Here is a 25,890-nt window from a genome sequence, read left to right on the forward strand (position 1 = left end):
AAACTAGCTATGTTCACTATACGTACGTTTGCACTATGCGCAAGCCTTTTGCTCAGTAGTTTTCTTTTTGCTCAACCACCAGGCAGCAATCTCTCCACACGAGATGCTAACCAGGTAAATACACTCGGAGTAACCAATAGTACCCTTTTCGACCAGCTGATGGTGACCGTAGAAGGAGTAGGAAGCAATTCTCGCCTAACGCAAGAACATCAGGATTTAAAACCCTACCTCATGCCTGTGCGTAAAATGGGATTTCGAGGCTCAGACTGGAGCTATATGCTTGCAAGCTGTTTGGAGTACTATGTAAACCTTAGTAGAAACTTCAAGGACAATCTTAGCCCCGATTATATTTCCTTGAGTTTACAATCACAGGGGCAGCGATCCTCTCTCGACCAGGGATTGAAGTTTTTGGTTCAAAATGGTACCGTCAGCGCAGCGATTGTCCCTTACGACGCCGCTCAAATCTCCTCAACCGTTTATGCTACGACAAAGTACCAGATCAACAACTACCTTCACTTATTTCAACCTTTTGCTTCTCCACGAGAAAAAATATTTGAACTAAGAAAAGCACTTTTAAGAGGTAATCCTGTATTAATAGAATTTCAGGCGAGCAGTGATTTTCCACGAATTGGACCTACACGTACCTGGGAGCCTGACCGCAACGACGGCAATCTTTCTTACACCTTGTTGGTCATCGGCTTTGATGAAAACCTACAAGCCTTCGAAGTTCTAAGTAGCTGGGGAAGTACTTGGGCCAATAACGGTTATCTTACCATCAATTATAATGACCTGGCGAACCGGGCTAGCAATGGTTACGTAATGATTCCCAACACCTATTAAACAATGAGGATAGGCCTGCTGAGTGATACACACAGTTTTCTTGATCCCAAAATCTTTAACCACTTTGCCGAGGTAGATGAAATATGGCACGGCGGCGATATTGGCGACCCTAAGCTCATGGATGAATTGGAGGCCTTCAAAACCGTCAGAGCTGTCTATGGGAATATTGACGAACCTGCCTTGAGGCACCGCTACCCCGAAGATTTATTGTTTACCGTAGAGGATGTAAGGGTTTTTATCACACATATTGGTGGTTATCCTGGCCGGTATAACACCAGAGTTCGTAAATTATTAGATGAGCATAAGCCAAAGCTTTATATCTGCGGCCATTCTCATATCTTGAAAGTGATACCTGATGCTAAAAGAGCATTGCTGCACGTCAACCCTGGTGCCTGTGGGCATCACGGATTTCATAAAGTGCGGACATTGGTTCGTTTCTCTTTAACTTCTGGTCGCATTCATGATATGGAAGTCATTGAATTAGGGCTCCGTGGTCGTGAATAATAAAAGCGTGACGGAGGCTGCTTTACGACAATCAAAAGATAAGTTAAGCAAACTACGTCACGCTTTACACCGGGTAGACGAAGACAATTTTGGAATTTGTAAACGCTGCAGTAAAGCAATACCCATCATGCGGGTCGTACTCATGCCTCAGAGTCCCTATTGTGTCAATTGTGCCCAGTAACTTCCATACTACTGGCTACTAGAAACCAGTATAGAGGAAGTACATTAAGATAAGTAAAAGCACTGTTACCCCAGCTAGGATAAGGAAGAATTTGCTACTTGCCTTTTCGTCTTTTGCTTCGAGACGCTGCTGCTTTCTGGATTTCCGTTTTCTTGTTGACATAATATACGTTTAACTTTTAATGGATCGATAATTTTGGAGTTAGAAGTAAAACGAAATCAGTTGATTACGTTTTTATGGCTTCAGTAACGCGCAAAAATCGCTCGTGAAGGTAACTTGTTTGCCCAAATTTATACGGGCTATCAAGAATATCCCAAATTTTCCTTTGGTATTTTCAAAAAAAGAGACTTTTCTTGTGCCGTTTCTTAAGTTCCTATTGCTGCCCTTCATAAAAGGTGACTATCCGCTCATCCGTGATCACATCCTGTGGGCGTAGAGGCTGCCGGAGAATCACTCCTTCCAGGGTTCGGCAACGACTCAGTGCTACATAAGTCTGCCCATGTTCAAAGGCGCCTCTACCCATATCTATCACAACTTTATCAAAGGTTTTTCCTTGCGCTTTATGAATGGTTACCGACCAAGCCAGACGTAAGGGGAATTGCTTAAAAGACCCCAGACTTTCTGTGCCAATCTCTTCCGGCTTCTGCTCATCAATCTTGTAGCGAAGGATTTCCCATTCGTGGCGTTCTACTTTTACTTCTTCGCTCTTGTTACCTTCTTCAACAAGGATGGTGATCGCATCATCTTCCATCTTTACCACTTTACCAATCGTTCCATTGACGTATTTTTTATCGGGATCATTCCGGAGGAACATTACTTGGGCATTTAGCTTCAAATGCAGTAAAGCATCAGTGGGGAAAAGACGATCAGGGAAATCACCATTCACTTTTGCTAAATAAGTTTTGGCAGGAAAAGGAATGGCATCAAGTTCCTCTTTATTGATTGCATCTACACGCGCGTTACGAGCGGAAAGGGTGATCGCAAAATCGGGATTAGGCTCTTCCGGTAAGTAACGTGCATTCAGATCCTCAAGGTCTTCATAATCCAGTCGATTGAGTCTAATGCCTTCAAGTAGCCTTAAAAAATGGCGATTTTCTTGCCGGTAAACGGTATTCAACTCAATCATCTCCATGCTCACCGGTGGTTGAATGACCTTTGCGGAGAAAAAGTAAGGAGATGGGTAAACCGTGCGGAAAAGCTGTTTTTCTACCTCAGTTGAAACTACTGGAGGTAGCTGAAAAAGATCACCGAAAAAGATCATTTGTACTCCCCCAAAAGGGCGCGGATTTTCTCGGTGCAGCCTTAAGAAGTAATCAATATTGTCCAACATATCGGCTCGGACCATACTGATTTCATCAATGACGATGGTATCAAGCTGCTGATACAATTTTCGGTAACGGCGTTTCTTTATGTCCCGCTGAGGGTCCATCAATCGGGGAGGGAAACCAAAGAAGGAATGAATGGTTTGCCCCTTTACATTCAATGCGGCCACGCCCGTGGGGGCAAGCACCACCACTTTTTTGTGGCTTGTTTGTCGGAAGAGTTGAAGTAAAGTAGATTTACCCGTACCGGCACGACCCGTAACGAATAGCAAATCCTGACTTTTTTCCATACGTTCCAACGCATACACAAAATCGCTATTAAGAATTAGCGCATTTTTATCTTCCATTACTCAGCATACTTGTCTCACCAAAGGTGCACTTTTATCCTGAGTCCACCCAATCCTCTGCCAGCGGATATTTCACCAAATAGGTACTGCAATTAAAGAAAGCCCTGATAAAATGCAATTTATAACCGGAAAGCACTACAATTAAAGGCTTAGCACTATCTTTGCGGCTTGGAAAAAAAGCGTATATGCCAAATATATCCCATCGTAGTACTACTGTTCCTCTTTCTCCTTTTCGGAAATTGATTCCATTGGCCGATAAAGCCAAGAAGATGGGACGCCATGTTTATCACTTGAACATTGGCCAACCCGATATTCTTACCCCTCCTAAGGCGATTGAAAAATTTCGGGCAGAACCATTAGAAATTCTGGCTTATAGCCCGGCGGAAGGGCATCAGAACTACCGTGAAGCACTGGTAGACTACTATGCTCGCTACGATATTAAGTTGAGCTACGAAGATATTTTGGTAACGACTGGTGGGTCGGAGGCAATTTTATTTTTTCTCTTGGCGTGTCTTGATCCAGGTGATGAAATTATTGTACCTGAGCCTTTTTATGCCAACTACAATGGTTTCGGCCATATTGCAGATATCCGCGTCACGCCAATTACCTGCCACATTGAGGATGGTTTTTCACTGCCTCCTATCGAGCAATTTGCCGCTAAAATTACCCCTCGTACCAAAGCAATTTTCATAACCAATCCTAATAATCCGACAGGCTGCTGCTACGCTCCGGCTACCTTGGAACAACTGGGTGAACTTGTAAAGGAGAAAGACATTTTCCTTTGTGTCGATGAAGTCTATCGGGAGTTTTGCTACGGTGAAAACACTTTCCTCTCCGCATTAAGTTTACCAGCAATAGACGACCATGCGGTGGTCATTGATTCCGTATCCAAACGCTACAGTGCCTGTGGGGCAAGGGTGGGTGCGCTCGTGACTCGCAACCAGGAAGTTACGGCCGCTATTTCGCGTTATGCAAAACTCCGATTAAGCCCCCCTGGTTTGGGTCAAATGCTTTCTTTGTATATGCTACAAGACGACGAGGCCTATCTCAACGGTGTTAAAGAAGAATACGAACGCCGACGTGATACTGTCTTTCAGCGTTTACAAGTAATGCCAGGAGTTGATTCCTACTTACCTGGCGGTGCTTTTTACTGTTTCGCACGGATGCCCGTAGATTCGGCTGAAGATTTCTGTCGTTGGCTACTAGAAGACTTTGAGCATGAAGGTGCAACCGTTATGTTATCGCCGGGGCAAGGATTTTATGCTACACCTGGCTTGGGAATCGATGAAGTGCGTATTGCTTATGTCCTTAATGAAGAGGATTTACACGCAGCCATGGATTGCCTCGAAGTAGCCTTGTCAACTTATCCTGGGCGTACAGCACTAGCAGGTAATCATTTACAGCAATCTTCTCTTTAATCTTTACACCAAAGTAGGGTAGGAGGCAGGCCTATTTCAAAAAACACCACCGCATTTTGCTGCCAGTGGCGACCAAGCTGTATACCTTCCTCGGCATTCAGCCCCAGAATCAGAAAACTTTCCTCTGGGGGCCACTCGCCCTGTGGGTCTTCGCCACGTCCTTTGAAGAAGATAAGCTGGTTCTCTTTTATCCATTTTTCTAAAGCCTGATGATTATTCCTGTTTTCCTTAGCAGAATAAATTTGAGAATAAGGATTGTCTGCGGTAGCAAAAATGGCTGTATCTGCCTTATGAAGAATAAGAAGGTGTTCGAGAGCTGGTGATTTTACACCAATTTTCCAACTAATTGCAGGTTGATCAATACAGTAAAGAGCTTGTTCGTAGGTCGTTTTAAGCTGCTCGTCGAAACCTTGTGATTTATTCCTTGACACTTTTTTTAATTAGCAGTTTGAAAGTGATACCTTTGCGCGACTAATTTACATAAGTAATTTGACGGAACAAAGTTGTGTTATTCCGTCACTAAGTTTCCATTCATGGATAAGAATCAGGTAGTAGGGATTGTGCTTATTTTTGCGTTGCTGATGGTTTGGCAACAATTTTTTGCGCCCTCTCCAGAAGCACTAGAAGCAGATCAACGTCGTCAGGACTCCATCGCTAACATAGAGCAGCAATTGGCAGATACTGCTGATGCAATGGAATTAAATTCTCCAGAGACGGGTGGGACAAGCACACCGGTTGCTGTTTCCGATTCTCTTTTGTTATTACAGCGCAGTGGTAGCTACGGTGCTTTTGCTCCAGCAACAATAGGCGAGGAGAAGTCAGAAATGCTGGAAAATGACCTGATGACTGTTTCCATCTCCACAAAAGGTGGCTACATTAACAAAGTGGTACTTAAGGAGCACTTCAAAATACTGCAGGATGCTACAGGTGCTGAGACGAAAGTACCCTTGGAATTACTGGAAGACGAAAAAAATCGCTTTGAATATTTACTTCCGGTAAGTACGGTACCTAACGGTATTGTTCGTACCAGTGATTTGTTCTTTAAGCCAGAACTTAGAGGGAACACCCTAAGCATGAAGGCAGAAATCGCTCCAGGACAATCTATTGAGCAAATTTATACGCTTGCCGATGGCAATTACCTGCTAGACTACCAGGTGAAATTCAACGGACTACAACAAGTGTTAAGCAATGATGCTCAACAGATTCAGTTGTCTTGGGTGGACTACCTTGACAAAATAGAAATCAATGAAGCTTACGAGCGGAACTATACCTCCATTTACTACAAGCCTGTTGATGATGACACCGACCGCTGTTCTTGTACTTCTTCTGATGAAGTAGTATCAGAGAACCAAAAGGTGAAATGGGTAGCAGCAACTAACCAGTTCTTCAATACAAGTATTATTGCGAAAGAACCGTTTAATGGCGTAACACTAAAAACCGAAGTCCTCCCCGAAGAATCAGATGACCTTAAAAAGGTAAGTGCCGATATCCTCATTCCTTATGGTCACAGTCCTAGCGAAACGGTCAACCTTCAGCTGTATGTAGGGCCCAACAATTTTGATCGTCTGCAAGCACTAGGGAATGATTTGACAGACATTATCCCCTACGGTCGCAGCATCTTTGGAGCCATCAACCGCTGGATCATTCGCCCCTTGTTTAACTTCTTTGACGGCATTACGGGTAATAAAGGGATTGCTATTTTACTCCTTACGCTTTTAGTTAAGCTTATCGTATTCCCTTTGACCTACAAAATGCTTTATTCGCAGTCGAAGATGGCAGCGATGAAGCCTTACCTTGAAAAGGCCAAAGCAAAGCACAAAGACGATCAGCAAGCCCAGCAAATGGAAACCATGAAGATGTATCGAGAGTATGGCGTAAATCCTCTCGGAGGCTGCCTACCCATGGTACTACAACTGCCCATTTGGTTTGCGCTTTATCGATTCTTTCCCGCAGCGATAACTTTCCGGCAAGAAGGTTTCCTATGGGCTACCGACCTTTCCAGCTACGATGTTTTGATGCGTCTGCCTTTTGAAATTCCTCTTGGTTTTGGATCTCACATCAGCCTTTTTGCGGTGCTGTGGGCTATTACTACGTTGATCTATACGTATTACAATACCAAGCACATGGACTTCGGGGCTAATCCTATGATGAAGTACTTCCAGTACATTATGCCAGTCATGTTCCTTGGCTTTTTCAATAGCTTTGCCTCAGGACTTACCTGTTACTTATTGTTCAGTAATATTATCAATATTACCCAAACGGTTGTTACCAAAAACTTCATCATCGACAATGATAAGATCATTGAAGAATTAGAAGCGAATAAGCGTAAACCCAAGAAAAAGTCTGGTTTCCAGGAACGCCTCCAAGCGGCCATGGAAGAGCAAAAACGCAAACAAGAAGCACTAGAGGCTGCTAAGAAGAAAAAGAAGTAGCATTCTGAACCATGATCATTCTTCGGCTTATACGTTTTCCGAACCTGGTGGTAGTAGCGCTGACCCAGTGGTTGGTCGCCAGCCAGATGCTCGGCAAAGCGTATATACAGGAAGGGATTGAGGCCGTATTGAGGCCTGAAGAGCTGTTGCTACTTATTTTTGCCACATTATGTCTGACGGGAGCTGGCTACGTGATCAATGATCTTTTGGACTATCCTATTGATATGATCAATCGTCCTGAGCGGGTTATCGTTGGGAAAAGAATAAGTGAGGGTACCGTTAAGTGGCTGGTGGCAAGTTTGATGTTTATGGGCTTTTTCGCCAGTCTATTACTGGCATTTCTCAAGGAAGAGCTTGCTTGGCTTTGGTTGTTTCCGCTTTTTGCGCTTTTATTAGGGTATTATCCTAAATACCTTAAAACCAGGCCTTTTGCTGGTAATCTTTTCATTGCCTTAAGTTGCGCAGGTACCGCTGGTTTGATTTGGCTTGCCGAGCGGAACGCTTGGTGTTTGCTTAGTGAACATGCGCAAGCAAAGGTTGGATTTATCATCCTCCTTTTTATGCTGTATGCTTTTCTTGCAACCTGGATACGAGAAATTGTCAAAGATTTTGAAGACCTATCTGGTGATATTCGTTTAGGACGAAACACCTTGCCCGCTTATCTTGGCCTTGCATCTTCCAAGCGATTCGTTATCGTATTAAATACCTTGTTAATCATCACCCTAGGTTACGGGCTTATTCCATGGAAGTACTCCTTTTTTCAAGTTCCCGTTGCTGCGGTAAGTGCTTGCCTGATCATCGCTGTTTTTGTATTAATGAAAAGATTGCTTAGCGCCAGTAATCCCCAACATTATTATCAATTAAGTCAGCAATGGAAGTACTTCCTTTTAGGCGGGCTTTTGTTGTTGTTTCTTTATAAAGTATAAACAGTGCCACTAAAAGAAAACTATCGAATCATTCTGGCTTCCAAATCACCTCGTCGCCGTCAGTTGTTGGAAGAAGCAGGACTGCCGTTTGAAGTAAAAACCCTCGAAGTGGAGGAAAACTATCCGGAAGATTTGGCAGTGGAAGATGTCGCCGTCTATCTGGCTCAAAAAAAAGCACGAGCTTCCAGCGCTTTTCTCCAATCTGAACAAGAGGTCATCCTGGCTGCGGATAGTGTGGTTATCCTCGACGACGTCATTTACGGAAAGCCCGAGGATGAAGCAGAAGCACATGCTATGTTGAGGAAGTTATCAGGGCGGGAGCATCAGGTGATTACAGGCGTTTGTTTACTTACTCAGCATCAAGAGATTTCCTTTGGTGACTTAACAAAAGTAAAATTTGCTCCTCTCAGTGAAGCAGATATTTATTATTACGTCAGCAACTTCAAGCCTTTTGACAAAGCAGGTTCTTACGCTATTCAAGAATGGATCGGCCTGTGTAAAGTAGAAAAAATCGAAGGCACTTATGCTAATGTAATGGGATTACCCGTTGAACGTGTATGGAAAGCACTTCAAGAATTAACCAACTAAGTCAGCGGTTTTTACAAGCCAGTATTTTCATGCTGCTTTTGAGTCGCGCCTGGCAGTATCTCTATTGGGACAGCCCATTAAGGACCCTTCTTTGGGACGAAGACCTGGCATCACCTTACTTAGCACGTCTGGGCTGGACCTGGACGGAATGGGTGAGTTCTCCCCAAGCAAGTCATTACATCGACGATATGACTGCTGCAATGGGAATTGGCTTTTTAGTTGCTGCATTTGGCGTTTTTTTAATTGCTAAAGCTCCTTCGGTGGGCAAGCTACTATTGCTGATTGGAGGGGTTTTATGCTTGTTTCATGCGTTTTTAGATACAAAAGCGCATTTTGGTAGATTAGGCCATTTTGCAGAGTTGAGTTTACAATGGTTCAGTCCGTTTTTACTATTATTTTTGTTTTCCAAATACTACAGTGATCATCGCTTTCATCTTAGCATCAGGATTACGATTGCGCTTACCTTTATCGGACACGGTCTTTATGCCTGGGGCTACTATCCCGTACCAGGCCATTTTCAACAAATGATGATCAGTGGTTTTGGGGTCACGAATTCACAAGCTTTAGGTATGCTAAAGGTGGCTGGATTTTTAGATTTCCTGGCAGCTGCCTGCTTGTTTATACCCGTAAAAAAATGGGCTCATGCTGGTTTGTATTACATCATCATTTGGGGTTTTCTCACGGCTATGGCCAGGTTGTGGAGCAATCTGGAATTGAACTCGATGTCTAATCTAATTGCTTTTTGGTTGTCTGAAACCACTGTACGATTTGTACATTTTCTCGTTCCCTTGGCATTATTGTTTTGGTGGAAAGAAAAAAATGGTACTTTAACAAGTGACAAAGGACCTTCTTTAATAGTCTAAAGAAGGAATAAATATCGCTTATCAAACTACCTACCATGAAAAAAATCGTTTCGCTGGTTCCGTTACTATTGTTAATAATGCTCACGGGGCTTAAAGCTCAAAATGTCGATAATCGCAACAGTTTTGCCATCCGCTACATCGCTTCCAATTACCAATGGCCTTTAGAGGATGTATCCACCTTGAATTTAGATGAATTTACTGCCGGCTTTGAAGCAGAGTATTTTCATACCCTTAATAATATTTTGGATCTATCTTTCCCGCTGCGAGTAGCTAGTGCTCAGTTACCACAAAACGCTACCGGGGACCCTACCCGACAAGCCCTCAACATTGGCTTGGATGCTTTATTGAACCTTAATATCTACAAAGGGAAAAATTTCCGCCCACGTCTGTTTGCTGGGGTAGGTGGGTTGATGGAAAATTCTGAACGCCTCACCCTTGATATTCCCTTAGGCTTAGGCCTTGATTTTCGCTTGGCTAAATCTACCTTCTTAAGTACAACAGCTGCTTATCATCTCAATAACAATGATTTCCGTGATCATCTACAAGCTGGCATCGGCCTGCGCATTATGATCGGCGAAGACCCTAACAAAGTCCCTGAAGTAGCTGACCGAGATGGAGATGGTATTCCTGATGCTACGGATCTTTGTCCTGACAAAGCTGGTACCGCAGCATTGAATGGTTGCCCTGATCGTGATGGTGATGGAGTAGCTGACGGTAGCGACAATTGCCCTGATGTTCCTGGAACACTCAAACTAATGGGATGTCCGGATACTGATAACGACGGTATTGCTGACAAGGATGATAAGTGCCCCAATGAGGTAGGCCCAGCAAGTAATGATGGTTGCCCTGTTACGGATCGTGACGGTGACGGGGTAGCTGATGTGGATGATCTTTGTCCTGATGAAGCAGGAAGTGCAGCTACTAAAGGCTGTCCCGACCGTGATGGCGACGGAGTACCAGACAAAGATGACGCTTGTCCCAACCAACCTGGTACACCTGCAAATGGTGGCTGCCCTGACTCCGACAACGATGGCCTTGTCGATCGCTTAGACGCCTGCCCCAACTTGGCAGGTCCAATTGAGAACAAAGGTTGTCCAGAAATCGCACAAACAGACAGAGAAGTGCTTGCCGAAGCCGTACAAGCTATCGAATTTGAAACAGGAAGCGCAACCCTGCGCCAGGAGTCTTATGCTGTGCTTGATAAAGTCGTTGATATCCTTCAACGTTACGCGGGCTATAAAGTGCGAATCGGAGGACATACCGACTCTATCGGCTCTTCTAGCGACAACCTGAACCTCTCTAAGCGTCGGGCCAAAGCCTGTTACGATTACCTACTTAGTAAAGGAATCAACGCAACAAGAATGTCGCACGAAGGTTACGGCGAAAGCCAACCTATCGGAGACAATCGCTACGCACCTGGGCGAGAGAAAAACCGTAGGGTTGAATTTGATGTATATATCGAATAGACGTCTCTGCTAAACAAAAAATCCCGCTACCTGAATACCAGGTAGCGGGATTTTTTGTTTCAAGAAACCATTGAATTAGAGCGCCTGCTTCAGGGCTGCTTCAATAGCTGCTGCACCACGCAGGTTGACTGCTGCAATCTTCCCTTCTCGGTCGATCAGGAAAGTACGTGGAATACTAGAAACGCCATAAGAGCGGCCCGCAGCACTTTCCCACTTCTTCAGGTCACTGACGTGATACTCCCATACCAGGCCGTCTTGCTCAATAGCACTTACCCAGCGTTGTTTTTGGCCTTCCATTGCCCGTTCCATGTCCTCTGGCTGGTAGCGAGCCATGCTACGAGAGTCCAAACCGTCTAAGGATACACTGTAGACCGTAAAGCCTTGGTCTTTATAACGTTTATATACCTCTACAACACTTGGGTTTTCTCTCCGACAAGGACCACACCAGCTGGCCCAGAAATCGAGTAAAACGACTTTGCCACGTAAATCTGAAAGTGCGTACTCCTTGCCATCAGGGCTCGGCATCCGGATATCAGGAGCCTGCATTCCTACTTGGATAGGGCCCATGCTCCGCTGTTGCTGTGCCAACGACTGCTGCTCAAGGTTAGTAAGGTACTCAGCATAGGCACTGGTACCTTCCGCATCTGGATAAGCCATGGTAAGACGTTCCAAAGCTTTCTTCTGAGTAGGAATAAATTGGCCGTTTGTTCCTAAAGAAGTGAAAGCAATGTAAGCAGCAAGGTGAGGATTACTTACAGAATCTACGAAAGCAGCAATGTCTTCCGGCTTGTATTCACGACGGAACAAGCCTTGCATCGTCCGAACTAAAGTCTTTGAATCGCCTGATCCGCTGATCTCAAAGTTATATGTCTGCAAATTTTCCAGGTTGCCATTAAGTACCACATTGGATTCGCTTCCATCGAGAACAAAATTCACTTTTTTGGCACCAATCCTAAGGTTGTAAATACCAGAGGGGAGGCCTTCTGGGAAAGTAAGACTGAAATGGCCGTCTGCGCCCAAATCCGTACTTTGTAATGGTGTACTCGCTTTTCCAAGCTTCACTTCATCCACAAACACCTGTAAATTAGCTGCATTCTGGATATTTCCGTCAATCGTCAGGCCTTGTTCTTGACAAGCCTGGGCTATTAGCATTATCAGCAGCATTCCGCTGAGTCTTAGTATTGATTTCATAATCTATTTGGTTGATCAGAATTGATAATATTATTGCTTAACAAGTTCACCTTGGATATGGTCGTAGGTAGATTTTATAAAATCTCGTCCTCCAATAGAAACATAACTCACTAATCGTAGGTTGTGTAATTGGTTTGAGTTGGAATTTTGCGAGGACAAAGATAACACAGATAGTGCATTACCTCAAAGTTAGCTCTACATTTGTGCATTGATCTAATCACAATTTTCAGTTAATGAATAAATTCTCTTTCTTCCTGGGTTTGGTTTTGATAATTTGTAGCTCAGCGACCTTTGCTCAACCAGCACAATTTCGTGTCGCTTTCTATAATGTAGAAAATCTCTTTGATCTGGAGGACAATCCTGAGAAGTTAGATGACGATTTCACCCCGATGGGTAAGCAGCAGTGGACCCAAGAACGCTATGACACCAAACTTGATCACATTGGCCAGGTAATCAGTGCTTTGGATTTCCCCGCAGTAGTAGGAGTCTGTGAGGTGGAAAATGAAAAGGTGCTGGATGACCTTTGTAAGCAGCAACGGCTAGCGGATCATTCCTACGAGGCCGTAAGCTATGACAGCCCCGACCAGCGAGGAATTGATGTGGGATTGCTGTACGATACTGATCAATTTGACTTTTTACTGGCCACAACCATCCAAATCGCATTTCCATCATGGCTTGAGCCAGAGGAATACACTAGCCGGGATATTCTCGAAGTACAACTTCGACACAAGATGAGTCGCGACACCTTTCATTTCTTTGTCAATCACTGGCCATCGCGTCGTGGAGGCGAGGAGGCCAGTGAATACCGTCGCTTATGGGTGGCTGCTCATTTGCGCTATAGCGTAGCAGAAAGGATATTTAATAATCCTTTGGCCAAGATCATCATCATGGGAGACTTCAACGACGAGCCTTCTAACAAGAGCGTGGCACAGGCGCTGGGTACGCTGCCCGTCACTGATCAGATGCAACTTCCTGGACTACTCTACAATCCTTTCCAGGCTATTGACAACCAAGTTGAGGGTTCCTATAATTACAAAGGAAATTGGAACGTACTGGATCAGATCATCTATGCAGGCTTACAGGCACCCAATAAGTGGCGCATGGAAGCATTTGGTATCTTCCGCAAAGACTGGTTACTGTATGAAGGTAAAAGCCCTAACCGCACCTACGGAGGAAGCAATTATTACGGCGGTTACAGTGACCACTTGCCCGTTTTTATGGATGTGGAAAAAGTAGGGGAGTAATAGACTTGTTCTGCCGGGACCATTTCGGGGGCAAATCGCGCCTTATCTTCCCACACTGTGCCTTTTTTAAGTCACTTAGCTATGGCTAAGCTCCTCAAAAAAGGCTTCGCGTGATCGATAATGCATCAATTTTCCCACCAAACTGCCCCGGCAGAACAAGTCTAATCGTTATTTCTTGCCCTTAATACTTTGCCAGAACTCGCTGAAGGAATTGAACTCCTTGCGTAAACTTAGGCCAGTACCTACCTGGATACGTCGGTTTCCTCCGATGTCTTGATCTCGCCGTTCATATAGCCGGATCTTGAGGTCGCGGTTTTCACTGATGGCATATTCAAAGACGATATTCTCTCCAAAAAAGGTACCGTTGGTTGTCGTTTGCCCAAACTCAAAGTTACCTCCGATGTCTAATGACAGGCGTTCATTGAGGAATCCTGAGCGTAAACTGATTTCCACTGCATCCCCAAAAGTGGTGCTTTGATTATTGGTCAAATCCTCACTGGTGACCCGGTTGTAATCAAATTCAAAATCCAGGCTGGAAATGGTTTTTCCATTACCAATAACCTCACTAAAGAGGTCTGTCAGTAACAAACTCAGCTGATTACTGAAGTATTCACTCAGCGTATTGGCGAGTAGTTCCGTACTATTAAACGAAAGGTCGGAAGGGAGAAACTGCCCAAGTACAATGAGGCCAAAAACCTGTTTGTTCATCTCGTTTTGTTCCTGCCGCAAGACATTCAATTTATTCTCTGCCAGGTTGGCCATCACTCCCTGGAGGTTGGGGAAACGAATGTCGAAAGAGATTTCCGGTGAAAATAGGTCGCCTTCCAAACCAAGGATGAGGTTCACATCCGTAGCTTGCTTGGCCTGTAACTGTTCCTCAGGAGGAGCATTCACCAGATATTCCTGGATTAAGGTTGTCAAGGAGGTTTTTAAGTCTTTGTACTCTGCCGAGATGTCTATTTGTGCATTGAGAGGGTCACCGTTCCAATTGATCTTTCCGCCGGGGCGGATTCGGAAGTCTTTATTGATAACGTCATAGAGGGTGAACAAGTAGTTACCACTAGATACCGTTATCTCTCCGTACATTTGAAAGGCTTGAGCACGCGGTAAGAGTATGCGCAAATTTCCACGTCCCCGCCCCTTGAGAATATCCCCTGCTTTCTCATCAAAAATCAGTTCTAATTCAGCCACTTCCGTAATTTGAAGATCCATCTCCAGGTTGAGGCCTTTGATTTTCGTGTCCACATTGCTGGAGGTCTGCTGGCTTCCCTGGTGTTTGTTGACAAACTTGACGAAGTTGAGGTCATTGCGCTCGGCCTGATCAGTTACAGGGATGACGATATAAGTGCTGTCGACAACGGTGGCATTGACATAGACATTGGGCCTTTGAAAATCCCCGGTAAAGACAACTTCTCCCGAGCCTAGTGCTCGGCCATAGAACAGGTCGTTATCCCCTTTTGCCAGGTCTAAACCCAAGAAACGGCGCGTTCGCATCCGGGCATTTAAGCCCATACGGCGCAGGTGATCATGGGTAATTCCTCCTTCAACCACAGCACTGTTGCCGTATTTATCATAGATGACGGTTCCTGTGGCATCAAAAAGGTCAGGCATCATTTTGATGGTTCCTTCCTGGAAGGTGTAGTGGGTCTTTAGTGCATTTACAGTAATACCACCATCGCGGGCTACAATGGCTCCCGTTGCATTGAGTTCATTGGTGAAGCCTTTTATTTGTAAGTCTGCGGTAAAAGCCCCGTGGGTTTCTGAGATTCCTCCAGCCAACCAGTATTCGGCAATAGATAGGGGGAAGCCACCAAATTTTGCATTGATATCCAGGTAATTCTTTTGCTTTGGTAAGGGCACTGCCCGACGGAGCAGCGTTTTTTCTTCCAAATCGGCAAGATTGTACTTGGCTTGTAGTTCCATCCAGGTAGTATCCTTGCGCAAGCTGACCAAGGCATTCAATTGACTCTTGATATTTGGAGCCGTTGCTTCCAGGTTAAAGCGACCAAAGTTTTCTTTGTTGATAAAAAATTCTTCGCCTGTGATCACCGCATTCAGCCCTTCCATTTTGAAGATATCATCTACCTGCACAAGCATGTCAAAATGCCCCGCGAAATTCAAGGGGTCATAATCCCACAAGTCATCAATGAAGCTAAAGTGGAAGTTGGCCAGTTGAACACGCAAACCCTTCGTACCATTGTTTCTGATATGAATCTTTCTATCCTGATTACTCAAGGAGAAATTTTCGGCAGAGATCTGCCCTTGTCCAAAGCGGATGAGGTTATCTTCGTCAATGGCCCAAGGGGTTTGTAGCAGACTCAGGTTGGATCTCCTCAGCTGCAAAGCATAGTCTACTGAATCGGGCAAGTAGAACAGACCATTAAGGTTGACCTGATCAAAAAGATTGGGGGTGTCCGTGCTAATATTGATGGCAAAATCAATGGTGTCAGACTGAAGTATACTCAAAAAGGTAAAGGTATTCAGGCGAGGTTTTCCATTGATTATTGTAGAATCAACAACGATATCGAGGTCCCCCTCGCTTTTGAGGGCATCCATGTGTACGTATACGTCGGCGAGTCGGATTTTATCATAAGTAATTTGAGGTACTTCCAGATAAAAAATCAACGAATCACTGTTGCCATTGTAACGGCCATTAAGATCAATTCCTTTGAGTGATCCTAGCTTGGGATCAAGTAAATAGTTCAAACCTTTGGAATCAGCCAGGTGAAAATCAAAGGAGAATTGATTGATATCAGGAATCCGGCGTGGTTCTTTGAACCCTAATCGGTTAGCAAAACCAGGATAATTACGCAAAAGGAAAAGCTGGAGCGAAGCGGGCAATTCGTTAAGGTCATAAGCACCACGAATCTCTCCACGAGCAATATCCGAATCCAGGCGGAATACCTTTTCCCCATTTTGGTCGAAGAAGGTAAAAGCCCTGATATACTCGATATTATATTCCTCTTCTTTGTTTTTGGTAAGTTTGATGTTTGAGAGGTTAACGTCGCCTTCCATCTTAGAAAATTGAGTATTCCTAAGTTTGAGCTCGATATCTCCTTGGAGCACCAAATCTGCGGGAGAAAGATTGAGAGGTTGAAGGGCAAGGCGATTCAGTACTGCGTTGAAGTCAAACTTAGGGATGGTATCCGTAAAATCAATTTCTCCGGTAAAGGCAAAATCAATATTTTCATCCTTGATACTCATGTCCCCATTAAAGAAGTTCTTGTTCAGCTGGCCGGTAATGGTCGCGTTCTCGTAGGTATAATCTTTGATGGTGATGCTCTCGATCGCAGCGGTAAGTTTTGCGGAAGCGAGGTCACCCGTTAGCCCAATCCCATCTTCTACTTTAGAGGTAAAATTGACCAATCCGAAAGCAGGGTTTCCTGTCCAGCCACCGAGGTCGAAGTTCACCAAATTCAAGTTTCCGCTGTAGCGGGCTCGTTGTGCGCCTCCCGTGAGTACCATCTGCATGTCCAAGCTCGCTCGCCCCAGGTCGGTGCGAAGATTACCGTTTGCTACAAAATCCACAAAGAAGCCAATGAAACTACCGTCGAAAGACAAACGGCCCAGTTTGTCGAAATTAGAAGGAGGGTTGAAATTAGGGATAAGTTGACGGAGGGTTTTTACCCTGGTCGTAAAGTTCTTCAGGTCCAGGGTGAGAAATTCTTCGTGTTTGACTGCCAGATTTCGAGAGGTAAAATTACCCGACAAGGAGGTTCCATCCGCCAGGTTTATTTCCAGATCATTTCCCCGTAGGTTATTGACCGTTCCGCGAACGCGTCCATCTATTTGAAGGTTGGTATTCCGATTTGTTGAGAAGAAGATGTTGTCATTGAGCTTTGGCACGAAAGCCATAATATCTTTTAAGGTAACATCCGCTCCATTAAAGCGGGCATCCATCCTTACTTTCTCCTCGAAGGAGCCCCAATCGTCGAAAGACTTATATTTGAAGGTGAGTGTATCGCCCAGGCTACTGGTAGGCGTGATGATAGAAAGCCCATTGAGGGTCAACTCACGGGGAGAAATGATGGTCTCCTTTGAAGATAACCTTTCCAGTTGAAAGCCACTTCGATCCTTGGCGGCAATCCAGTTGACCCTTCCCCGGTACTCATCTCCTCTGAGAAGAAAGCTATCAATTTCCACCTGAATATCATACAGGTCGAGATGCCTTAAATCCAGCTGATCATCAGGTGTTATTTTTACGGGTGCTTTATTATAGGCATGGCGACTAAATTGGCCGCGGCTCAACTGGAATTCACCGATACTAAGCTCCAGTCCACTTTCCTGGGTATTGGCCTGGACCAAAGAATCTAAAATTACGAGCGGTTCTGGAATTGGAAGCGCATTCCAACTACTCAGTGCCACGATAGGACGTCGAATATTGATGGAGCTGATGTCGATTTTTTGCTCTGCCAGGTTCATGTTATTGACATAAATCTGACTTTCAGTCAAGTAGACCCCCAGGTAACTTCCTTTGATACTGTCGCGTTGAGTAAATTGAACATCCTTGAGATAAAGCTCTTTAAGATTGAGTGGGAGAGGACGCTTCCCGGTGGAGTCTACCTCTGCTTTCGGAGGAAAAAGCTTCAATAAGGTCACCTGAAGGTTGGATAGAGAATCGCCTACCGCTCTTTGGATATTGAAGCGGGCACCTTGTAAATCGAGGGCTTCTATTTCAATCCCCCGACGGTAAATTGCCAAAGGGTTGAGGTTGAAATCAGCAATCAGTGAACCACTGGCCAATAGCGTATCTCCATAGACATCTTCGAGATAGAGATTTTTCAAGGTAAGCTCATCAAACCAGGCGATTTTTACGCTTTCGAGTGACACGGGCGTGCCCAGGGTTTGTTCCATGCGTTTTACAACATACTGCGCGATATGTTGCTGAACAAAAGGGAGCTGTAAAGCAATGAAAACGGTCAAGAAAAAGAGGAATAACCATCTCAAGACTTTACCCCACCAGCGTTTTTTCCGAGGCACTGGGCCATCGGGTTCTGGAGTAGGATCAGTAAATGGAGTAGTTGTATCGCTCATTAATATTCGGCTCACAAAGATAGAACCTTAAGTGCAACAAATAAGTGTTATCAGGGTATTAATATAACATCATTTTAACGCAATCAATCGAGTACTTTTTCCTCAAGAAATGATAATGCCCGCCGCTCTGTCCACCAGCTGCCGTCTTTATTGCTGGAATAGAAGCCACAATGGCCACCGTAGGCGGGTGTTTCGAGATAAACAAAGGGGTGTTTTGCTGCCATTTCACGAGGAAAACAAGTGGGTGCAAGAAAGGTGTCATCCAGTGCATTGATAACGAGAACAGGTCGGCAAATATTGGGCATAAAGTGGATACTGGAACACGATTGCCAATAATCCTGCGCACCGCTGTAGCCGTGAATAGGACCGGTAAATTGTTCGTCGAATTCGTAAAAGCTTTTAGGAAGGGGAGCAGATAAATCGAGGTAAGTAGGGTAGAGGCTGGCCTTTTCTAAGAGCTTCTCGTTGAGGGTACTCATAAAGCGCTTCAGGTATATCCGGTTGCGCCAATGGGCAATAGCAACGTTGGCCGCGGGAATATCACAAGGGACTGAAAAAACTACTCCTCCACGAATTTGTGGAGACAGCTGATTTCCACTTTCGCCGAGGTATTTCAGCACTACATTGCCCCCCAGGCTAAAGCCACTAAGCACAATCTCGTCGTAAGCCCCCTGCTTAAGTACATATTGAATAACCAAGGCCAAATCATTGGTTTCCCCCATGTTGTACATACGCAAGCGCTTGTTCATACGGCCGCTGCACGAGCGGAAGTTCATCCCTAACGTATTCCAGCCGTTTTTGCCAAAAAAAGAAAACAGTCCCCGCAAATAATGCCGATCGGCATTGCCTTCCAGGCCGTGCAAGCCAATCAACAATCTACGGGAAGAGGTCTTTTGCCAATCCAGGTCCAGAAAGTCGCCATCAGGAGTAGCAATGGTTTCCCGCTCGTAAGCAAGTGCAGGCACCTTCCGGAAAAGCGCCGGATAGATGGTGTTTACATGAGCATTGGTAAAGGGCCAACTTGCACGGTAGGAAGATGCTGATACAAACGGCATAATTGAGGATTATTTTTTTCTTTAAATGCCTATTCCACCTTATTCGTAATCGGATAAAATTTCTGCAACTTTAATCGCCTATCGGTGCTATCCAGCATTAGCTGTAGACTATCCAAGAGCTGGGCTGCTCCGGTGCTGTCCACCAACAATTCATCGACGTAAACCAGGAAACCTTTACCTGTACCGCCCAAACAGGGAGGCCAAACGGCAGTGGCTGAAAGCCCCAATTCGTTGAGCTGGACCAAACGCTGACGCGCACCGCTGAGTTGACTGTATACCGAATCCGCCAATAGATAAAAGGTTTGGTGAAGCCCATTGTACCGATCGCAGGTGTAGTAAAGCGCAATTTCATCGCCTGGTTCAGCAATAATAATTCTGAGGGGAGGAGCTGCCGCTTGTTCTGAATCATCGGTCTCTTCGGATTGGATCATTCCCGAAAATTGTTCCTCATTAAAACGCATCTCATAGGGCGTGAAAGTGCTGTCATAAAATCCTGCTATGGGGGCATCTACAATAAAATAGGAGGGCTCTACGCGTTCATCTTTATTATCGGCGATAACTCTTTTTTTATATCGTTTTTCGTTGGGGAAATTGGTTGGCAGTTTTTGGTACTCAATGCGGATCAAAAAACTAGTGATCATCAGGCCCAGCAAGACCAAGGCCCATTGGTTGTAATAAGTGCGGGGAAACCAGCGGAAATAGCGGTTTTGAACAGGCAAAAATTGCTCACGCAGAAATTTCTTCAGCTTCTGCCAAGGGCCCAAAGTCATGGATTGTAGCCTTTTCTGCCATTCCCCTTGCGGTAAAAAATCAAAAACAGACCGTTTGGGTACAAAAATTTCGGCTCGGCTGGGTGCCATGATCAACTTGGGTAAACGCTGTGCATTGATTTCGACCAAGCCAAAGCCAAAACGCGAACACTGCCGAATGAGTTCAAGTCGGTACTTCTCTTTCATACCACTAAAGGCATCATAGCCAAAGGCTATCCACTGGTCATCGGCTTTGTATTGCTTGAATTGCTCTATTGCGAAAATGTAGCGGTAGCGGGGCAGCCTGCGGAAAGTCATAAAGTAAATACCCATCCAGATCGGTAAAGTGGACGATAAATAGAGCAGGCGAACCCAGAAATTTTCGGCAGCTAATGGATACCAATGAGCAATGTGCGCAATAGCAAGAAAGGTAGGCAACAACAGGCAGGCAAAGGCCAGACTGTCCCAGACCACATGACTGAGCCGGGGGCGGTAACAAATCTCATCTTTGGTAGCCTGTGAAGTAGCCTCAAAAGTGGCGGTGAAAACTTTCCCGTCTTCTTGGGTAAAGTGCAGGAAACCATCGGCGATAATGTTGTTGGAACCGCGCATGTCGGTGCCCGTGATCGTGACGGTATTGAACGCCCGCGGCCGCAAACGGTAGAAACTCTTGAGGTAGCCGAGGGCGATTTGCTTGATGGTATTTTCGGAGAGGGAAGACATCTATTGCGGGGTATTTTTCAAGTCTTCCATAAATTGCCAGATCTTGACAACTTCACGAGCCTCTTTCACATCGTGTACCCGTAGGATACTGGCACCATTTTGCAAGGCCAACAAGTGTACGACAGAGGTTCCATTGAGGGCTTCGGAGGGGCCGATGCCAAGCAATTTATTGATCATGGATTTTCGGGATACACCTGCCAGCACGGGGGCTTCCAGTATTTGAAATAGATTAAGCCCTTGGAGGAGTTCATAATTTTGACGGACGGTTTTCCCAAAACCAAACCCTGGGTCCACGACGATATCTTTTACCCCTTTTTGGCGAAGGAGTGCCACTTCTTGAATAAAAAAATCGAGAATTTCCCTCACAACATCTTCGTAATCTGGCTGCTGCTGCATAGTGGCTGGCGTACCTCTCATGTGCATCAGAATGTAGGGAACGCCAAGCTTAGCTACCGTATCGTACATTTCCTGATCGATACGTCCAGCAGAGATATCGTTGATGATCGATGCACCAACCTTGACCGCTTCACTGGCGACGCTAGCATGTACGGTATCAATAGAGATGATTGCTTCGGGAAAGCGTTCTTTGATCGCCTTGATGGGCGCAATGACTCTTTGTAGTTCTTGGTCCACCGTAATGATTTCGGCACCTGGGCGTGAGGACATTCCTCCAATATCCAGGATATCGGCACCAGCTTCCAGCATTTGTTCTGCGACGAGCAAAATATCCGCTAAAGCCTCCTGGCGACTATCGGCAAAGAAGGAGTCAGGCGTAACGTTGATTACGCCCATTATTTTGGGTGTACCCAAATCCAGCAATTTACCGTCACAATTAAGTGTTTGTTGGGGAAAAATCATATCCCACCGTTTGGTGCGCGCTAAAGTTATTAAATTTGCTGCACAAGACTTCAAAAACAATATGGCTGTTAATTTAAACAAAGCAAACAAGATCGGAAGAGTCCTCATTCTGATCTGTCTTTTGGGGATCGCGGTAATCGTAGTGAGCCGTTATTACAAGAGTAAACCTGGTAGTTTTCTGGGTGCCCCTAAGGAATACGAACTTAACTACATGCCTGCGGATTACGAGATGACCATTGATCCCGAAGACGCTCTGGCCATTGCTACCAACCCTCAGCGTTACCGTAAGGAGTTCAACCAGATGATCTACGACATCAACACCAGCGTGTTGCGCCACGTGAGTACGCGAATGGGTCTTTCTGACAGTCTACAGAGGGCGGTCATCAAAGAGTATGAAGACAACCACCATGAATACCTTGAAAAACTTTACTACAACGACTTTGTTAGACTCAAAGACTCTACGGCCAATATTTACGAAACCTGGTACGACAATGAAGGAGGGAGTGCTACCAAGGTTTTTGAAGAAATTACTTCCAAATACACTTGTTATCTCATCAATCAAATTCTGGCCACCGTCATTCCCACCGATGGAGGAAAAATCTACGCCAAAGGTAGTGGGCTGGAAACCCCCTGTGGCATTGCACTGACCGAAGCATTGGGGCCAATGATTGCCCGGATGGAAGAACGAGCCGCTATTGATGACTTCAGTAAATCAAGGGGGCTATTGCAAGAAAAAGTCGAAACCGTCATCGCGGAATTGGCGACCATGGAAGTTCGAGACAAAAAAGGGATCAACAAGCAGATGCAGACGAAAATCTGGGGGGTCAATGTTTCCAGTTCCGACTTGGAAATAACAGCGATCTCTATCCTCAAAGTGGGCTTTCGCCTGAATGATTATTTCGATATTCAGCTTAATCCTAAAGCCAATTTAGTGACCATCACACTGCCCGAACCAGTGATCCTGAGCCACGAGGTTTATCCAAAGATTGAAAAGCTCGACATCGGTTGGCTGCGGGAGGTGGAGACCGTCAATTTTAATGAAAGCTTCAATGCGTTGCGCAAAGAATTTCGCAGGGAAGCGGTGGAAAGCAATATTATGAGAAGCTCTGAACAGCAGGCGGTAAAGTTGATGAACACCATGTTTAGCCCGCTGATAAAAAGCATGAACAACCGCTACGAACTGAAGGTGGAATTTCGCCCGGCAGCGAATGTAGCACCCGAAGAAAATTTGGCGAATGACGACATTAGAGGCTAACAAGTCTACTTAAGAAACCAACAAGAACCCATGTTTAAACGCTTCTTTTTGCGCGAGGAAAATATGCTTTTAGCAATCATCCTCAATTCCATCGTCATTTTTGCGCTTTACTTTCCGTCATTGGAAGACGAGAAATGGCTGGAGTATATCGATCATTTTTTCATTACGATCTTCACCATCGAAGCCGTCACAAAAATCCGTCATCACGGTTGGAAAAAGTACTGGGAAAGTTCCTGGAATCGATTTGACTTTTTCATTGTCATAGGTAGTATACCTACGTTGCTTACGGGTTTTTTACCCGTTCCAGACACTTCCTTGCTGATCGTATTCCGTTTGTTTCGGTTGTTGCGCCTCGTGCGGTTTTTACGGTTTGTTCCCGATATGGGCAAGATTCTTAATGGCTTGGGGCGAGCACTCAAAGCTTCTGTATTCGTGATCTTGGCTTTGATCTTTTTGAACATCCTTTTGGCAATGATGACTTGTCAATTTTACGGCGATATTGCCCCGGAATATTTCGGCAACCCTTTGTCTGCCTCGTACGCGATCTTCCAGTTATTTACCGTCGAAGGTTGGAATGATATTGCTCAATCGGTAGCCGAAAGAACGGATAGCCCTTTTTTAGTAGGCGTCACTAGATTTTACTTCGTTCTGATCGTTTTGCTGGGTGGAATATTTGGAATGTCGCTGGCAAATGCCGTTTTTGTAGACGAGATGACCATGGACAACAACAATGAGTTGGAAGCCAAGATCGATCGCTTGCACCATGAGATACAGGAGCTGAAAGCGCTCTTGAAAAATAAATAACATCTCCATTGAACTTTATCATTTACGACATTGAGGCGACGTGTTGGGAAGGAAGGCCTCCGTCGATGACACCAGAAACTATCGAAATTGGTGCCTTAAAAATGAATCGTTATGGCGAGGTACTCAGTACGTTCCAACGCTTCATCAAACCCACGCTGCATCCTCAGCTTTCTCACTTTTGTCGAGAACTCACTAATATCGATCAGGTAGATATCAACCGGGCCAATACTTTCCCCAAAGTAATCGAAAGCTTCATCGATTGGATCGATATTTGGGACGAAGAATACCTCCTTTGTGCCTGGGGGAATTTTGATCAGAAAATCTTCCAACGCGACTGCGCCCTCCACAACCTAGAAGACGACTGGACGGACAACTACCTCAATATCCGAAGACAATACTTTGATCTGAAGCGCCTCCACCGCCCCCGTGGCCTCAAAAAAAGCGTTAAGATGGAAGGCTTTGAATGGGATGGCGAACACCATCGCGCCTTTGACGATGCGCAGAATTTGGCGAAGATTTTCCAGAAGTATATTGATGTCTGGCAGTATTAAACGCAATAATTTAAACATGGAGGAAACAGTGATTGATGACAAATGGATATTCCTATTTGTCTATCCTCTTTTTGTGATTTTTGTCTGTCACGTAGGTAATGACAATACCTTATCTCAATTATTGCGGCTACCTAGTTATTACACGGATATAGTTTTGGCAATCATTTGCACGTACACAGCGGGCATTTATTGGAAAAAGCTCTTTGCAAAACTTGATAAACGATTTGATTGGTACTCGAACCTGAAACAACGATTGATCTACCAGCTGATACTCGGCTTTGTACTTCCTATTTTAGTGATAATAGGTATTGAAGTAGTGTATTTATTCTTAATTGACATTAAGCTGTCAGAAAGTGCTATTTTCTATTTAGACCTCCCAATGATAGCTGTGTTATCATTATTAATAAATATATGCTATTTGTTTCTATACAACAGAGCTCATTTGATGACTTTGAGAAATACCAATGAGCTACCAAGTTCGTCTAGTTTCCAGGAAAATTTTGTAGTAAAATTGGGTACGGTTATCCTTAAAATACCCATTGACGAAGTAGCGTATTTCATAATACAGGAAAAGATCACCTTTCTGGTAACGATAGAAGGCAAAAAATATATCTATGATTTCACCTTAGAGCAGATCATGAAAAAGATCTCGCCCAAAGAATTCTTTCAACTGAACAGGCAGGTTATTGCCAGAAAAAACAGCATCGTAAAATGCAAACAAACCGAGACTAGAAGGCTTGAGATCACGCTTACTCCGAATCTGCCCGAGCCTTTATTTGTAGCCAAAACAAAATCAACCAAGCTTCTTACCTGGCTGAATAAATACTAGCTGTCCGCTTCAGTCGGTTCTTTGTCCTTTTTAGTTTTTATTGGTTCTTTTTGCCACCAATCGCCTTTCTAGCACCGTTTCTTTGAGCGAATCAAAATAAACGACAACCATGAAGTGCTACTTTTTGCAGCTCACGACCGTTACTTTTTTATGGCTGATGACCTCTCAACTTAATGCCCAACAGGCAGTAACTGTTTCTGTTTTTAACGAATCAACGACCATTCCTTTTACCACTTTTATTAATTCTCCTCTTCATCCAGGTGTTCAGGTTGGAACCGAGTTTGAAGGACATGTAAAAAACCATTTTAGATTGTATCCCTCAATAACTGTGGGCTACATGTTTCACAAGAAACTATTCCAGGGACTATATGCCGATGCCAATATAGGGGTAGATTATCAAACAGGTTTTGGGGTAAACATTAAGACTAAACTTGGTTTAGGTTACCTGCACACTTTCACCACACAGGAGGAGTACCAATTTAACGGGAGTACGTATGAAAGCAAAGGTGACCGGGGAAATGCTCGTGTGATGCCTTCTTTTACCATTGGACTGGGATATAATCTTCAAAAGAATAATCCGCTTTCTACGGAGATATTTTTCTTATACCAATCATGGATTGAATATCCTTATTCACCAGGATTCATACCTCTAATGTCCCACACCAATATTCATTTTGGGACTAAGTTCTACCCGTCAAAAGCTAAATAAG

At 44.6% G+C, this 25,890-nt stretch carries 23 protein-coding genes; 15 read left to right on the forward strand and 8 right to left on the reverse strand.

Annotated elements, in window-relative coordinates; translation table 11 throughout:
• Window positions 1–9: 9 nt before the first annotated feature.
• Genes AB0L18_RS21720 through AB0L18_RS21730 form a run of 3 tightly spaced genes read left to right on the forward strand, consistent with a single transcriptional unit; the run spans window position 10 to window position 1,525 of the window.
• A complete protein-coding gene (locus tag AB0L18_RS21720) occupies window positions 10–840 on the forward strand; it encodes a C1 family peptidase (RefSeq protein ID WP_367389427.1) in 831 nt (276 codons plus the stop codon).
• Between the two features lie 3 nt (window positions 841–843).
• Complete coding sequence (locus AB0L18_RS21725) at window positions 844–1,344, forward strand: metallophosphoesterase (RefSeq protein ID WP_367389428.1); 501 nt, start codon at window positions 844–846, stop codon at window positions 1,342–1,344.
• A gap of 7 nt (window positions 1,345–1,351) precedes the next feature.
• Complete coding sequence (locus AB0L18_RS21730) at window positions 1,352–1,525, forward strand: TraR/DksA family transcriptional regulator (protein ID WP_367393173.1); 174 nt, start codon at window positions 1,352–1,354, stop codon at window positions 1,523–1,525.
• Window positions 1,526–1,543: 18 nt separating this feature from the next.
• On the opposite strand, the gene AB0L18_RS21735 is transcribed toward AB0L18_RS21730, so the two are convergent.
• Together AB0L18_RS21735 and AB0L18_RS21740 are read right to left on the reverse strand one after the other, a co-directional pair.
• Window positions 1,544–1,687 carry a type VII secretion EssA family protein gene (locus AB0L18_RS21735; RefSeq protein WP_367389429.1) on the reverse strand — a complete coding sequence of 48 codons (144 nt, stop codon included), beginning with the start codon at window positions 1,685–1,687 and terminating at the stop codon, window positions 1,544–1,546.
• Between the two features lie 211 nt (window positions 1,688–1,898).
• Window positions 1,899–3,194 carry an ATP-dependent RecD-like DNA helicase gene (locus tag AB0L18_RS21740; RefSeq protein ID WP_367389430.1) on the reverse strand — a complete coding sequence of 432 codons (1,296 nt, stop codon included), beginning with the start codon at window positions 3,192–3,194 and terminating at the stop codon, window positions 1,899–1,901.
• A gap of 185 nt (window positions 3,195–3,379) precedes the next feature.
• Between AB0L18_RS21740 and AB0L18_RS21745 the strand changes: the two genes are divergently transcribed.
• Window positions 3,380–4,612 carry a pyridoxal phosphate-dependent aminotransferase gene (locus tag AB0L18_RS21745; protein WP_367389431.1) on the forward strand — a complete coding sequence of 411 codons (1,233 nt, stop codon included), beginning with the start codon at window positions 3,380–3,382 and terminating at the stop codon, window positions 4,610–4,612.
• Here AB0L18_RS21745 and AB0L18_RS21750 read toward each other — a convergent pair.
• Entirely contained in the window at window positions 4,609–5,043 is a 435-nt protein-coding gene (locus tag AB0L18_RS21750; protein ID WP_367389432.1) for a DUF3293 domain-containing protein, read from the reverse strand. The genes AB0L18_RS21745 and AB0L18_RS21750 overlap by 4 nt on opposite strands.
• Before the next feature lie 102 nt (window positions 5,044–5,145).
• On the opposite strand from AB0L18_RS21750, the gene yidC reads away from it, so the two are divergent.
• From yidC to AB0L18_RS21775, 5 genes are all read left to right on the forward strand, one after another.
• Entirely contained in the window at window positions 5,146–7,044 is a 1,899-nt protein-coding gene (gene yidC, locus AB0L18_RS21755; RefSeq protein ID WP_367389433.1) for a membrane protein insertase YidC, read from the forward strand.
• A gap of 86 nt (window positions 7,045–7,130) precedes the next feature.
• Window positions 7,131–7,970, forward strand: coding sequence for a UbiA family prenyltransferase (locus tag AB0L18_RS21760; RefSeq protein WP_367393174.1), 840 nt, complete (start codon window positions 7,131–7,133; stop codon window positions 7,968–7,970).
• 3 nt (window positions 7,971–7,973) lie between these two features.
• The gene (locus tag AB0L18_RS21765) at window positions 7,974–8,558 is read left to right on the forward strand and encodes a Maf family nucleotide pyrophosphatase (RefSeq protein WP_367389434.1); all 585 of its coding nucleotides are present in this window, start codon (window positions 7,974–7,976) and stop codon (window positions 8,556–8,558) included.
• A 188-nt stretch (window positions 8,559–8,746) separates the two neighbouring features.
• Entirely contained in the window at window positions 8,747–9,421 is a 675-nt protein-coding gene (locus AB0L18_RS21770) for a hypothetical protein (RefSeq protein WP_367389435.1), read from the forward strand.
• Between the two features lie 35 nt (window positions 9,422–9,456).
• Window positions 9,457–10,887 carry an OmpA family protein gene (locus AB0L18_RS21775; protein ID WP_367389436.1) on the forward strand — a complete coding sequence of 477 codons (1,431 nt, stop codon included), beginning with the start codon at window positions 9,457–9,459 and terminating at the stop codon, window positions 10,885–10,887.
• Between the two features lie 75 nt (window positions 10,888–10,962).
• On the opposite strand, the gene AB0L18_RS21780 is transcribed toward AB0L18_RS21775, so the two are convergent.
• A complete protein-coding gene (locus AB0L18_RS21780) occupies window positions 10,963–12,078 on the reverse strand; it encodes a peroxiredoxin family protein (RefSeq protein WP_367389437.1) in 1,116 nt (371 codons plus the stop codon).
• A 233-nt stretch (window positions 12,079–12,311) separates the two neighbouring features.
• Here AB0L18_RS21780 and AB0L18_RS21785 point away from each other — a divergent pair, with 233 nt between their 5' ends.
• On the forward strand, window positions 12,312–13,322 hold the full coding sequence (locus tag AB0L18_RS21785) for a hypothetical protein (protein WP_367389438.1): 1,011 nt from the start codon (window positions 12,312–12,314) through the stop codon (window positions 13,320–13,322).
• Between the two features lie 168 nt (window positions 13,323–13,490).
• Here the strand turns inward: AB0L18_RS21785 and AB0L18_RS21790 are convergent, their stop codons facing one another.
• The 4 genes from AB0L18_RS21790 to folP form a co-directional block, all read right to left on the reverse strand.
• Complete coding sequence (locus AB0L18_RS21790; protein WP_367389439.1) at window positions 13,491–18,371, reverse strand: translocation/assembly module TamB domain-containing protein; 4,881 nt, start codon at window positions 18,369–18,371, stop codon at window positions 13,491–13,493.
• A gap of 68 nt (window positions 18,372–18,439) precedes the next feature.
• Window positions 18,440–19,411 (reverse strand): YheT family hydrolase, encoded by a 972-nt coding sequence (locus AB0L18_RS21795; protein WP_367389440.1) that lies wholly within the window; start codon window positions 19,409–19,411, stop codon window positions 18,440–18,442.
• 29 nt (window positions 19,412–19,440) lie between these two features.
• The gene (locus AB0L18_RS21800) at window positions 19,441–20,883 is read right to left on the reverse strand and encodes a hypothetical protein (RefSeq protein ID WP_367389441.1); all 1,443 of its coding nucleotides are present in this window, start codon (window positions 20,881–20,883) and stop codon (window positions 19,441–19,443) included.
• Window positions 20,884–21,741, reverse strand: coding sequence for a dihydropteroate synthase (gene folP / locus AB0L18_RS21805; RefSeq protein WP_367389442.1), 858 nt, complete (start codon window positions 21,739–21,741; stop codon window positions 20,884–20,886).
• 61 nt (window positions 21,742–21,802) lie between these two features.
• On the opposite strand from folP, the gene AB0L18_RS21810 reads away from it, so the two are divergent.
• From AB0L18_RS21810 to AB0L18_RS21830, 5 genes are all read left to right on the forward strand, one after another.
• Window positions 21,803–22,996, forward strand: coding sequence for a DUF4230 domain-containing protein (locus AB0L18_RS21810; RefSeq protein WP_367389443.1), 1,194 nt, complete (start codon window positions 21,803–21,805; stop codon window positions 22,994–22,996).
• Between the two features lie 30 nt (window positions 22,997–23,026).
• Entirely contained in the window at window positions 23,027–23,800 is a 774-nt protein-coding gene (locus AB0L18_RS21815; protein WP_367389444.1) for an ion transporter, read from the forward strand.
• Between the two features lie 8 nt (window positions 23,801–23,808).
• Window positions 23,809–24,351 carry an exonuclease domain-containing protein gene (locus AB0L18_RS21820; protein WP_367389445.1) on the forward strand — a complete coding sequence of 181 codons (543 nt, stop codon included), beginning with the start codon at window positions 23,809–23,811 and terminating at the stop codon, window positions 24,349–24,351.
• 16 nt (window positions 24,352–24,367) lie between these two features.
• Complete coding sequence (locus AB0L18_RS21825; RefSeq protein ID WP_367389446.1) at window positions 24,368–25,180, forward strand: LytTR family transcriptional regulator DNA-binding domain-containing protein; 813 nt, start codon at window positions 24,368–24,370, stop codon at window positions 25,178–25,180.
• Between the two features lie 109 nt (window positions 25,181–25,289).
• Window positions 25,290–25,889: a hypothetical protein gene (locus tag AB0L18_RS21830; protein ID WP_367389447.1), complete on the forward strand. Its 600-nt coding sequence runs from the start codon at window positions 25,290–25,292 to the stop codon at window positions 25,887–25,889.
• Window position 25,890 lies beyond the last annotated feature (1 nt).

It is taken from the genome of Lewinella sp. LCG006 (assembly GCF_040784935.1).
Taxonomy (GTDB): domain Bacteria; phylum Bacteroidota; class Bacteroidia; order Chitinophagales; family Saprospiraceae; genus Lewinella.